Source organism: Xenorhabdus sp. Sc-CR9 (assembly GCF_963897815.1).
Classification (GTDB): domain Bacteria; phylum Pseudomonadota; class Gammaproteobacteria; order Enterobacterales; family Enterobacteriaceae; genus Xenorhabdus.
Window position 1 is genome coordinate 15,825 of record NZ_CAWQTY010000167.1, and the last position, 11,777, is coordinate 27,601.

Annotated in this window: 9 protein-coding genes; 3 read left to right on the forward strand and 6 right to left on the reverse strand. The window is 42.7% G+C overall.

What is annotated here, in order from left to right; genetic code table 11:
- Nucleotides 1-1,731 carry an AAA family ATPase gene (locus tag AACQ81_RS08275; RefSeq protein WP_237385233.1) on the forward strand — a complete coding sequence of 577 codons (1,731 nt, stop codon included), beginning with the start codon at nt 1-3 and terminating at the stop codon, nt 1,729-1,731.
- A gap of 85 nt (nt 1,732-1,816) precedes the next feature.
- On the forward strand, nt 1,817-2,335 hold the full coding sequence (gene fabA, locus AACQ81_RS08280; protein ID WP_237385234.1) for a bifunctional 3-hydroxydecanoyl-ACP dehydratase/trans-2-decenoyl-ACP isomerase: 519 nt from the start codon (nt 1,817-1,819) through the stop codon (nt 2,333-2,335).
- Nucleotides 2,336-2,439: 104 nt separating this feature from the next.
- Here the strand turns inward: fabA and rmf are convergent, their stop codons facing one another.
- The 6 genes from rmf to rlmKL form a co-directional block, all read right to left on the reverse strand.
- The gene (gene rmf / locus AACQ81_RS08285) at nt 2,440-2,598 is read right to left on the reverse strand and encodes a ribosome modulation factor (protein ID WP_237385235.1); all 159 of its coding nucleotides are present in this window, start codon (nt 2,596-2,598) and stop codon (nt 2,440-2,442) included.
- Nucleotides 2,599-2,802: 204 nt separating this feature from the next.
- Nucleotides 2,803-3,441, reverse strand: a complete 639-nt coding sequence (pqiC, locus tag AACQ81_RS08290) for a membrane integrity-associated transporter subunit PqiC (protein ID WP_272902952.1) — start codon at nt 3,439-3,441, stop codon at nt 2,803-2,805.
- On the reverse strand, nt 3,441-5,090 hold the full coding sequence (gene pqiB / locus AACQ81_RS08295) for an intermembrane transport protein PqiB (protein WP_237385236.1): 1,650 nt from the start codon (nt 5,088-5,090) through the stop codon (nt 3,441-3,443). The genes pqiC and pqiB overlap by 1 nt, the downstream gene beginning before the upstream one ends.
- A gap of 1 nt (nt 5,091) precedes the next feature.
- Nucleotides 5,092-6,360 carry a membrane integrity-associated transporter subunit PqiA gene (gene pqiA / locus AACQ81_RS08300; RefSeq protein ID WP_272902953.1) on the reverse strand — a complete coding sequence of 423 codons (1,269 nt, stop codon included), beginning with the start codon at nt 6,358-6,360 and terminating at the stop codon, nt 5,092-5,094.
- 49 nt (nt 6,361-6,409) lie between these two features.
- Nucleotides 6,410-8,320 carry an ABC transporter ATP-binding protein gene (locus tag AACQ81_RS08305; RefSeq protein ID WP_237385237.1) on the reverse strand — a complete coding sequence of 637 codons (1,911 nt, stop codon included), beginning with the start codon at nt 8,318-8,320 and terminating at the stop codon, nt 6,410-6,412.
- A gap of 4 nt (nt 8,321-8,324) precedes the next feature.
- Nucleotides 8,325-10,460: a bifunctional 23S rRNA (guanine(2069)-N(7))-methyltransferase RlmK/23S rRNA (guanine(2445)-N(2))-methyltransferase RlmL gene (gene rlmKL / locus AACQ81_RS08310; RefSeq protein WP_237385238.1), complete on the reverse strand. Its 2,136-nt coding sequence runs from the start codon at nt 10,458-10,460 to the stop codon at nt 8,325-8,327.
- A gap of 119 nt (nt 10,461-10,579) precedes the next feature.
- On the opposite strand from rlmKL, the gene AACQ81_RS08315 reads away from it, so the two are divergent.
- Nucleotides 10,580-11,692: a YcbX family protein gene (locus AACQ81_RS08315; protein ID WP_237385239.1), complete on the forward strand. Its 1,113-nt coding sequence runs from the start codon at nt 10,580-10,582 to the stop codon at nt 11,690-11,692.
- The last annotated feature ends 85 nt before the right edge of the window (nt 11,693-11,777 follow it).

Below are 11,777 nucleotides of genomic sequence, written 5' to 3' on the forward strand. Positions count from 1 at the left end.
TTGACGAATATAAAACTAGACTGGCAGGCACTACAGCCAAACAATACGCCTTATGAGGCGCTCTTTAATTCGGTATCTGAATTGCCCTCCATTACAATGGATGAGGTTCAATCCAGACTCCACAGTAGTTTATCCCTTTTTTGTCAGGCTGATTTGCGTCAACCCTTTATGCTGCTGAAAGCAGAAGAAAGTGATGCTTATCTGTCTTATTTATCTGATGCAGTTTCTTCTTTATTGCCGAAAAAAAACGGTAATATCGGTGGGTATTATCAGATAAAACACCAAACCATTACCTGGCACTCTTCAGAAGAAGGCAGTTTTGCACCCACTGAGCGGGTTGCCTATAGAGAATGGATTGAGTCAGAACAATTATTTGGCAACATCTACACACATCAAGACACATTTCAATTGCAACCCGGGCTTATCCATCAAGTAAATGGTGGCATTCTGATTTTACCATTGCGCACTTTGCTTTCTCAGCCATTGATGTGGGTTCGTCTTAAGCAGATGATCATCCAACGTCGTTTTGACTGGCTATCACATGATGAAAACCGTTCCCTCCCTCTTCCTATTCCTTCAATGGAATTGAATCTGCGTCTGATATTAGTTGGTGATAGGCTGAGTCTAGAAGAATTACAATCCATCGAACCTGAGCTGGCAAACAATGCATTATACGGTGAGTTTGAGCTGGATATGCCTCTTTATGGAGAAGACGAGCTGACGGTGTGGTGTCGCTATGTCAATGGAATTACCCAACAGCAAAACCTGCTCCCATTAAGTGCCGATGCTTGGCCTGAGTTACTCAAACAAGCAGCTCGTTATACAGAAGATCAATTCCGTTTACCTCTGGATATTCAATGGTTGCAACAGAAATTAGAAGCAGCGGCCAATTATCAGCAGGAAAACCAGCTTACCGCCGATTCTCTGCAACAAGCGGAAGAAAATCGGATCTGGCGCCATAGTTATTTATCTGAACGCAGTATGGATGAAATGCTGAAAGGTCAGATTTTGATTCGTACAAAAGGTTCAGTGATTGGCCAGATCAATGGCTTATCTGTACTCGAATATCCCGGACATCCGGATCCAATAGGTGAACCTTCCCGTATCAGCTGTGTAGCCCACTTAGGAGATGGCGAATTTATTGATGTAGAACGTAAAGTTGAGCTAGGCGGCAATATTCATGCAAAAGGCATGATGATCATGCAGGCTTACTTAATTTCTGAATTGAAACTGGATCAGCCACAACCGTTTTCTGCTTCTATTGTATTTGAACAATCTTATGGCGAAGTGGATGGTGACAGTGCTTCGTTGGCTGAATTATGTGCCCTTATCAGTACATTGTCACAACACCCTATCGATCAGCAAATTGCTGTTACAGGCGCTGTAGATCAATTTGGCTATGTACAACCAATTGGTGGTGTCAATGAGAAAATTGAAGGGTTCTTCCGCGTGTGTCACTACCGGGAGCTGACAGGCTATCAGGGTGTTATTATTCCGGCATCTAACGTCCAGCATTTATGCCTGAACCAAGATGTTATTGATGCGGTAAAAAATGGTCAATTTCATATCTGGGCTGTAGAACATGTTTCAGAGGCTGCATCATTGTTGACTGGTATTCCTTATTACGATCCGGAAAAAGAACATCTGTTAGCTATTATATATGAACGCATTACACAGGCTAATAATCAAGAGCGTCCTAGGCTTCCTTGGTTTCTTCGCTGGTTAGGTTAATTCAGTTATCATCTGATCGGAGTTGTTCAGCGTACATGCGTACGCTATTCTCTAGCCTTACACGATTATAAGGCAATCTGAGAATATGTTTAAAAAACAAGAATCCTACACGAAAGAAGAACTTCAAGCCTCTGGACAAGGTAAATTGTTTGGTGAGAATGGCCCACCACTGCCTTGCGGCAATATGCTTATGATGGATCGCATTATAAAGATGACCGAAGCTGGTGGTCTCTACGATAAGGGATATGTCGAGGCAGAATTCGACATCAATCCTGAATTGTGGTTTTTTGACTGCCATTTTGTCAACGATCCTGTAATGCCGGGCTGCCTTGGTCTTGATGCAATGTGGCAACTTGTTGGTTTCTTTCTCGGCTGGATCGGTGGAGAAGGTAAAGGTCGAGCACTCGGCGTTGGGGAAGTGAAATTTACGGGCCAGATATTGCCAACAGCAAAGAAAGTAACTTACCGCATTAATTTTAAGCGTGTCATTAATCGTAAACTAATTATGGGGCTTGCTGATGGCGAAGTCTTAGTAGATGGCAAACTGATTTATACTGCGGCTGATTTGAAAGTAGGTTTATTCAAAGATACCAGTACTTTTTGATATTCTCAGATTGGTGGCTGGCAAACTTGTCAACCTCTGTCTCCGGTGCTGAACACCTCCGCTATTGCGGAGGTCGTTCTCCCATTTAATGCCTCAATCAACCGTCACACGCGATCTTCTTTCGCCTGACGCCATCCTCCCAACCAATACGAACGAGCATCCAATGAATGATAAGGGCAATTCTCCCTCGGCCGCCCCGAAATGCCTGCTTGATAGCCTCTGGAAAGTGCCCTTGCCAAACGGTCTCTTTTTTGTCTTTTCATGCCTTACTTCCTCATTTGTTACTATGAAGATGAAATTATGATCATTTTTTATTCGATTGATTCTAGTGATACCCTGATACGAAATGAATATCAAGCAAAGATATTCATAAAATTGTCATGATTAATATCTAGAATGCTTATACCTTTCATTTTTCAAGTTATAGATTGTTGATTACACCAAAACTTGAAATCTATCAAACATAGTTAATGTTGAGAGGATATCTGTTTGGCAATAGATTGGGCCAACTGGTTGTAACCTTTTGCCAAAGTCAGCACTAATTCCACATAACCATCTTCTGGCTGCTTCAGCTCAAAATTGAATGGAAACTTAATCACATTATCCGAATTTGATAGTATCCAATATCCCTCAATCACCACTCGCCCATCATATCGCCCATGAAAAGCAGTTATTGTGACATCCAGTGCATCTGAGTCTTTTTCCAGCTCCTGTCCAGAAACTAAGCGGTGAGGAAATGCGGCGCTCAGTTCGGAGATCAACACTTGCTGTAATTGTTGCTCAAGTGGACTGGCCCATAAATGATTCGAAGCATTGGTATAACTCACTTCTCCTGTTTGATACACAATTCCGGAATTTGCAAGATAGTCAGAAAGGTGTACTCCTTTTACCCATAGTTGTCGTTCATGTTTTGCACCCAGCTTTCCCTCCTGTTGCACAACACTTTCCGGTGACAGAGACGTCTTTGGCGAAGAGTTAACTAAAGCTGGCAGCTGGTAATACGTTTTTTGTGGTTGACTGTTGCTACATCCCGAAATTAATACACTTCCAACAACAAAAACGGTGGCAGAAATAAAAAATGCCGATCTTGAAATAAATTTTTTCATTATTCAGGCGCCTTTTTAGGTTCAGGATCTTTTATCACTTCCGCTTCAAATACCAATGCATTGCTCTTGTTGTTAAGAGTCTTCAAGACAGGTTGTAGTTCACGCAGTACTTGATCCAGTCGCTGCATATTGTCAACCAACTTATTATAAGCGGGTGATCCCGGTTGAAGACCCTGCATACTGCGATTTAATTCATGCAATGTATTTTGGATATCTTTTGGAAGCCCTTGAGCTTCTTTACTCGCAAGAATACGATTTAATTCATCCATGGTTTTTTGTGCTGTTTTAATCGTTTTCTGGCTCTCTTCAAGCGCCCGTGTTGCCTGAATAAATACTGGCTCAATCGGCATGCTATTGATTTTATCTAATGTGGTGATGACCTTTTGTTGAATTTGCGCTAGACCGCCACTTATTGTAGGTAAAGTCTGGTACCCGGCTATGTCATATGGGCCTTCCCATTCTTTCTCATTAGGGTAAAAATCCAGATCAATAAACAGTGCCCCTGTCAGTAAATTGCCCGATTTCAAAGAGGCTCTCAAACCCCGGTCAGTAATCTCTTTCAGTTCTTTGTCTGTATAGAACCCATTTCCTAATTCTTTCTCAAAACGCTCAGGTTCAATATGAATCAATATAGGAATACGAAAATCATTGTCGAGACGCTGCCTGACGCCTTCAGTATAAAAAGGCACTTTTGCTACAGTTCCCATCCGAATCCCGCGGAATTCGACAGGTGCTCCCGGTTGTAAACCGCGCACTGAATCGGAGAAAAATAATAGAAAACCTTTATGCTCTGTATAAAGTGAGTTTTGGATGTTCTTCTCACTATCATAAAGTTTGAAAACTTCTTTTTCTTTGATTGGGCTTCCCAGATCCCAACCTTTCGGCACATCAAAACTAACACCACCAGAAAATAAGGTTGATAATGAAGCAATCTCAACCCGCAGGCCTTGTGATGACATATCGAAAGATACACCGCTATCTTTCCAAAATCTGACGTTCGTTGTCAGTAATCCATCGTAAGGTGCATTAATAAAAACCTGATAACAGATCAACCGGGATTCGGGATCAAAGATGCTGCTTTCAACCGACCCCACTCGGTATCCCCGGAATAACACTGGATCTCCCGGCGTTAATCGCCCCGCTTTTTCACTGGTCAGAATAAGACGCACCCCCTTTGCATCAGGGGAAGCAAGCGGCGGTGAGTCAAGCAAAGAAAACTTTCTTTCTTCCTCACCTTCCGCACCAGGCTGTAATTCGATAAATACACCTGACAATAGTGTACTCAGACCAGAAACACCCTCTCGCCCAATTTGCGGTTTTACAACCCAAAATGCAGTATCTGTGTGCAACAATCGTTCCATACCATCTTTCAGGCGGGCTTTGATGATGACTTGTCCCAAGTTATCGCTCAATGAAACCGTTTCAACAACACCAACATCAACACTACGGCTTTTAATTTTTGTTTTTCCTGCTTCGATACCTTCAGCGTTAGACGTCATCAATATCACTTCAGGTCCCTGATGGCTGAAATGGTAAAACAGTATCCAAGCTCCAATGAGTACGGTGATAACTGGTATGATCCATACAGGTGACCAACTCTTGAGTTTACTGATCCTAGCCCGGGTCAGATCTTCTTCTTTATCCGTCACCTTACGACTCCTTATCTTTATGTAATGCAAATTTACTATTAGCTTTGTCCCAGGTTAAACGTGGATCAAACGTCATTGACGCAAACATCGTCAAGATAACAACCAGAGCAAAAAGTATGGCTCCTGTGGCAGGATAAACACTCATTAATTGTCCCATGCGAACCAATGCTGACAATACGGCAATAACGAAGACATCAATCATTGACCAACGACCAACAAACTCAACCATTTCATAAATAGAATGCATCTTTTCGGAATTATGACTGCTTTGACTTTTAGCATCCCAGCACAACCAACTGATAGCTAGCATTTTCAGTAAAGGCACCATAATACTGACGATGAAAATGACCATAGCTACCGGGTAAGAACCTGAACCCCAAAGTAAAACGACCCCTTCCAGAATGGTAGAATTAATATGGCTTCCCAATGCCTGAGTCACCATAATCGGCAAAACATTAGCCGGAATATAAAGTATGACTGATGTTATCAGTAACGCTATTGTGCACTGTAAACTGTGGCGGCGTCGGGGGTGCCCTTTTGTATAACAACGTGGGCACACGGATTGCTGGGCAGGTAAAATAGCAGTACAACATTGACACAGCCTGACACCTTGTACCAAGCCGGGTTTTCCGGCCTGTAACATATGACAAAATTTTGGGGCTGGTTCTATTTCATCCCAAAACCAATGCCTGTCAAGGCATTGAAACGCCCTGATCTGAAATAAGCAAAATAAACAATAGGGCAAAAAGCTCAAACCAAGGCTGATTTCGCCATACGCCATGAGCTTAACAAAGCTGACCAGAACACCTGCAAGGAAGATTTCTGCCATGCACCATGATTTCATCTTAAACAAAATGCGCGCCAACTCGATTTTCAAGCGACGCGCTATTTTGACATTCTGGCATAAGAGAATGATGGCCACCATGCAAAATGCAGGTACAAGCTGAACAAAGATCAGGAAAAACACAGCCATGCTGGGATAGTCTTCACTAAACATCACCTTGGGAATTTCGGTCAGCTTAATTTCGCTGACGATTCCCGCAACGTTCATGCTAATGAAGGGAAACAGGCTGGCAAGAAAAAGCATTATTAATGCACTTACTGCATAGCCTGTCGGTTGGTTGCGAGGCTCTTTCCATTTTGCTGTCAGCAAAGTGTTACACCGAGGGCAAACCGCCTTTTTCCCTTGTTCCAAATCAGGTACGGCCACCAGCATGTCACACTGGGGACAAAGAACCAGCTTGTCATGCTGATGGTTATCGGAACACAAAGTGTTTCTCCTTTAGCAAAATCCACAAGTCTCTTTTATGCGGTAGCTATCATCCGTTTTTCATCATTTCTAGTTCTTGCCAACGATCAAAAGCCTTTTCTAACTCTTGTTCTTTATTTGCCAATTCATTCAGAACATTTTGTGTGATTTCATGTGATTGGTTAAAGAACTCAGCGTCACTGACCTGAGATTGTAATTTCTCTATCTCTTCTTCTAACTTTTCCAATAATGATGGTAGTTGCTCTAACTCGCGCAGTAAATGGTAACTTATCTTATTGTTTGTCCGTTTAGCTGTTTCTTTCGGTTTTACAGCCTTAGGCTCAACACTGGCTTTTTTTTCTGAAACCTGACGCAAAGAAACAGTCTGTTCCCGCTGCTGCTGTGCATCGTAATAGCCACCTACATAATTGTTGATTTCACCATTACCCTCAAAAATCCAGCATTCAGTCACTGAATTATCAACAAATTGGCGATCGTGGCTGACTAAAATCACTGTTCCAGTATAACTATCAACCAATTCTTCAAGTAATTCCAATGTTTCAACATCAAGATCATTGGTAGGTTCATCAAGAATGAGCAAATTGCTTGGTTTCAAGAACAGGCGCGCCAACAACAGACGATTACGTTCACCACCAGACAATGCCCGCACAGGTGTCATTGCACGTTTCGGATGAAAAAGGAAATCTTGCAAATAGCCCAGTACGTGACGGGGACGTCCGTTGACCATCACTTCCTGCTTACCTTCTGCAAGGTTATCTATAACGGTTCTATCAGGATCTAATGCTGCACGATGCTGATCAAAGTAAGCAATTTCAAGTTTTGTGCCACAATGAATGCGCCCGCTGTCTGCTGTCAGATCGCCCAGCATCAGCTGCAACAATGTTGTTTTTCCGCAACCATTTGGCCCCACCAGCGCAATTTTGTCACCACGTTGTACTTGAGCAGAGAAATTTTTAATCAATGTCTTATCACCAATCCGGTGATTTACATTTTCCATTTCAAACACAATTTTACCGGAGCGAGTTGCTTCTTCGACCTGCATTTTGGCCGCTCCCGTGACATTGCGGCGTTCAGTTCGTTCTACACGCAACGCTTTCAAAGCTCTTACCCGCCCTTCATTACGAGTGCGCCGTGCTTTAATACCTTGACGTATCCAAACTTCTTCCTGAGCCAGTTTTTTGTCAAATTCGGCATTTTGCATTTCTTCAACCCGCAATGCCTCCTCTTTGCCTTCAAGGTATTTATCGTAATTCCCCGGCCATGACGTCAATTTCCCTCGATCCAAATCGATGATACGTGTCGCCATGTTGTGGATGAATGAACGGTCATGGGAAATAAAAACAAGGCTACCATTGAAGTTCTTCAAGAAATTTTCCAACCATTCGATAGTGTCGATATCAAGGTGGTTGGTGGGTTCATCAAGAAACAAAACTCTTGGCGCGCATACTAATGCCCTGCCCAATGCCGCTTTGCGTAACCAGCCGCCGGACAATGAAGAGAGTTTTGCTTCTGCTGGCAATGACAATTGCTTCAATACGTCATTAATCCGGCCATCCAGTGTCCAAAGGCCACGGATATCCAATACTTCCTGCAATTGCGCAAGATAATTGAGATTTTTTTCACTCGGATCTGTTTCCACCAAACGTGAAGTGTGATGAAAAGCTTTAATATATTCAGCCTGTTCTTTTACCCCTTCCGCGACAAAATCAAATACCGTACCTTCGATATCACGCGGAGGATCTTGCTGTAAGCGTGCAACAACCAGATCCTGCTCATAAATAACAGATCCATCATCCAACGGCTGTTCTTTCGCCAGCACACGCAAGAGTGTGGATTTTCCCGCACCATTACGCCCAACCAAACAGACCCTTTCGTTTTCTTCAATATGCAGTTCAGCATAATCCAGTAATGGTGCATCACTGAAGGCCAACCAAGCACCGGATAAACTAATCAATGACATAATATTATTTTTCCTCGCCAGCGTGACGAAGCAACCAGCAGTTATGAATCTGACGGTTACGAATGAAATCCTGAGATAATGTTTTTTCTGTTATTTCTTCTGCAACCAATCCTAATGCCTCTAATTCAGCAAGATCCATTTTGAAACCCCGCTTATTATTAGAGAACATCAGGGTTCCACCACGACGTAATAAACGTTTTAGTTGCTTCATTAATACAATATGATCACGCTGAACATCAAAAGTGTCTTCCATTCTCTTTGAATTGGAGAATGTTGGCGGATCAATAAAGATCACATCAAATTGTTCACGGGTCTGGGCCAGCCATCCCAGGCAATCAGCCTGAATTAAACGGTGCTGACGACCCGTTAATCCATTCACCTGTAAATTTTTCTCTGTCCATTCAAGGTAAGTTCGCGACATATCTACTGTGGTTGTCGAACGCGCTCCACCCAATCCTGCATGAACAGTTGCCGAACCGGTATAGGCAAATAAATTGAGGAAGTCCTTGCCTTGGCTCATTTCACCCAATTTTCTGCGGGCAATGCGGTGATCAAGAAATAGCCCTGTATCCAGATAATCGGTCAGGTTAACCCAGAATTTCGCCCCATATTCGTTTACCAAAAAGTATTCTTTCTTTTCGGCCATTTTTTCATATTGGCTCTTGCCTTTCTGACGCTGGCGGGTTTTCAGGATAAGTTGATTGGATGATAAGCCCAGCACATTCATTGTTGCACTGATTATATCAAACAAACGCTGGCGAGCTTTATTGACATCCACAGACTTCGGTGGCGCATATTCTTGAACAATCACTTTGTCCGCATAGCGATCAACAGCAACATTGTATTCTGGTAAATCCGCATCATATAAGCGATAACAATCAATACCCTGCTGTTTAGCCCACTTACTGATTTTTTTCTCATTTTTTCGGAGGCGGTTGGCATAATCTTCAGCAATATCAATATTCAATAACTGAGATTTATCTGACTGCTGTTCGTTTTTCTGAATAGAATAATTCTTCTGAACACAATCCAGCGGTCCATTTTTAGCCTTAAATTCGCGCTCTGCTCGCAATTGCAAACAGCTCAACAATTCTGGCGAAGCACTGAACAGTGATAATCTCCAACCAGAAAAACGACTTTTCACCACGCGACCAAATACACTGTGCAGTGCAATCAGTGCGGGTTCACTTTCAAGACGCTCACCATAAGGTGGGTTACTTAATACAGTTCCCGATATACCTTCCTGCACTGGATTTTCCAGTTTGCTTGCATCTCCCTGTTGGAATTGGATCAGCTGGGCAACGCCCGCTCTGCGCGCATTTGAACGCGCCATATCCATTACGCGACGATCAATATCTGCGCCGAAAAAGCGGGATGTTGTTTCTTGTAATCCTTTACGGAAGCGTACTTGTGCTTCTGTAGTGATTTCGCGCCAGATAGCTTCATCGAATTTTAGCCATGATTTGAAGCCCCAATGTGTACAATGCAAGCCGGGCGCGCAATCTACCGCCATCATCGCTGCTTCTATTAACAACGTCCCTGAGCCACACATAGGATCAACCATTGGCGTTCCGATACTCCAGCCAGAGCGTAAAATAACCGCCGCAGCCAGATTTTCTTTCAGTGGTGCCTGCCCCGCCAGATCACGATAGCCACGGATATGCAGGCTATCCCCACTCAAATCGAGTGAGACAGTTGCTTTTTCTTTATTCAAAAAGACATTCACACGGATATCAGGTTGTTGTTTGGCAACATCAGGGCGTTGTTTTATTTTGCGTACAAAGCTATCAACAATGGCATCTTTTACTTTGAGTGCGCCATATTGTGTATTTCTGATTTCTTCATTTGTGCCACTGAAATGCACGGAAAACGTGCTATCAACTGAAAAAATTTCACTCCAGTCAATGGATTGGACACCAAGATATAAATCCAGATCACTATAAACCTTGAACTCATTGAGTGGCATCATGATACGGGATGCCAGTCTGCTCCATAGCAGGCTTTTATACATCACCCGATCATCACCCTGAAAATGAACCCCGCCTTGGGCAATCTTACAGGATTGCGCTCCCAGCATTTCCAGTTCGTTTTTTAACAGTTCTTCCAGCCCACGTGCCGTGCTGGCAAAGAGAGAGTTCATATTATTAATCACCACAAAAAGTCTACCACCAAAAAATTGTGGCACATTATAGCCAATACCAGCGACATGTCATAAAGTTGCTGACACGATTAAAAATAAAAATATTCTGGAGATAATGAATGTTAACGATGTCACGCCTTTATACCTACCCCATCAAGTCCATGCGGGGATTACAACTCTCACATTCCCTCGTTAATGAGAGCGGCCTTACATTTGATCGCAATTTTATGATAACCACAACAGACGGTACTTTTATTACTGGCCGCCAATACCCACAAATGCTGCTCTTTACTCCGATGATGCTCAATAACGGTTTATACTTACAGGCACCAAACGGAGAAAGTGCAACGGTGCTTTACACCGATTTTAAGGAAGAGCAGTCTCCCACCGAAGTTTGGGGCAATCATTTTACTGCCTTAGTCGCTCCTGATTCGGTAAATACCTGGCTGAGTCATTTTTTTGATAGACCCGTTCAACTTCGTTGGCTCAGTGAAGAATTAACTCGTCGGGTAAATAAGTTTCCTGATATCCCATTATCATTCGCAGATGGCTTTCCTTATTTAATTATCAATGACGCTTCTTTTCATGCCTTACAACAACGCTGCCCCGCCAGTATTAAAATAGAGCAGTTCCGTGCCAATATAATTGTCACAGGTGCTGCTCCTTTCGAAGAGGACAGTTGGCAGGTCATTCAGATAGGCGATATTATTTTCGATCTGCCAAAACCATGCAGCCGCTGTATCTTAACAACGGTCAGTCCAGAAAGAGGCCGTAAAAATCCGCAAGGTGAGCCATTGGCAACACTAAGATCTTTCAGAACTGCGGAAGAGGATGGTGCCGTCGATTTTGGACAAAATGCGGTTGCCCGCAACAGTGGTATTATTCGTGTTGGTGATCATATAACCATTTTGGAAAAGAAAACTCCACGCAAATATGGCATGGGTGAGCAAGAGAAAGATTTAAATATACAGAAAACAATCGAACAGACTGTTGCTATTGAATTCAACGGTCATCATTTTATTGGAAATAATCAACAAATCATTTTAGAGCAACTCGAGAATCAAGGTATTAAGATCCCTTATTCATGCCGCGCCGGAATTTGTGGTTCTTGTAAGATATCCTTGGTTCAAGGTGATGTACTACCACTAAAATCAACAGCTATCAAAGAAAACAGGCAGATTCTTGCGTGTAGCTGCATCCCAAAAAATGATTTAGTTATTGAATTAAACTAAGCATTAATAATACATAACAATAATATTTCCATTTTAATCAGACAGTATCGATAAAATCAGCTGTCTGATTTCCATATCCGTCTAT

Coding starts and splice junctions, on each gene's coding strand:
- rmf (WP_237385235.1), bottom strand. CDS start 2,598: ATGAAAAGACAAAAAAGAGACCGTTTGGCAAGGGCACTTTCCAGAGGC.
- fabA (WP_237385234.1), top strand. CDS start 1,817: ATGTTTAAAAAACAAGAATCCTACACGAAAGAAGAACTTCAAGCCTCT.
- pqiC (WP_272902952.1), bottom strand. CDS start 3,441: ATGAAAAAATTTATTTCAAGATCGGCATTTTTTATTTCTGCCACCGTT.
- AACQ81_RS08315 (WP_237385239.1), top strand. CDS start 10,580: ATGTTAACGATGTCACGCCTTTATACCTACCCCATCAAGTCCATGCGG.
- rlmKL (WP_237385238.1), bottom strand. CDS start 10,460: ATGAACTCTCTCTTTGCCAGCACGGCACGTGGGCTGGAAGAACTGTTA.
- AACQ81_RS08305 (WP_237385237.1), bottom strand. CDS start 8,320: ATGTCATTGATTAGTTTATCCGGTGCTTGGTTGGCCTTCAGTGATGCA.